The sequence below is a fragment of the Citrobacter sp. JGM124 genome, from assembly GCF_018257795.1.
In the GTDB taxonomy this organism is placed as follows: domain Bacteria; phylum Pseudomonadota; class Gammaproteobacteria; order Enterobacterales; family Enterobacteriaceae; genus JGM124.
The window spans coordinates 1-501 of the sequence record NZ_JAERJD010000043.1; the positions used below are offsets into that span (position 1 = coordinate 1).

1 protein-coding gene and 1 pseudogene are annotated in these 501 nt (G+C 56.9%); both read left to right on the plus strand.

What is annotated here, in order from left to right:
• A partial coding sequence (locus JK154_RS17645) for an OmpA family protein (RefSeq protein WP_211994030.1) occupies nt 1–354 on the plus strand: 354 nt, incomplete at its 5' end.
• Nucleotides 355–361: 7 nt separating this feature from the next.
• Nucleotides 362–501, plus strand: a pseudogene (gene hcp / locus JK154_RS17650) (type VI secretion system effector Hcp); the annotation flags it as partial.

Here is a 501-nt window from a genome sequence, read left to right on the forward strand (position 1 = left end):
AAAATGCTGGTCAACTCGCTGGTCGGCATCCGGGCGAAACCCGGCTGGCTGATCGTGGTGTCCGGGCACACGGATAACACCGGCAACCCGCAACGGAACCAGACGCTGTCCCGGAAACGTGCGGAAGCGGTACGCAACTGGATGCGTGACACCGGGGATATGCCGGAAAGCTGTTTTGCGGTGCAGGGTTATGGCGCAAGCCGTCCCATCGCCACTAATGACACTCCGGAAGGGCGAGCGCTCAACCGTCGTGTCGAAATCAGTCTGGTTCCGCAGGAAAGTGCCTGCGAGAGGCCGGACAGCCCCCCAGCGTCATCGCAGGATGATGGCGTATCAAAAAATGAAATGGAGTAATTAAAACATGGCAATTCCTGTTTATCTTTGGCTGAAAGACGATGGCGGCGCGGACATTAAAGGGTCTGTGGACGTTCAGGATCGTGACGGCAGCATTGAGGTGGTGGCACAGGAGCATAACCTGTATATCCCGACCGACAACAACAC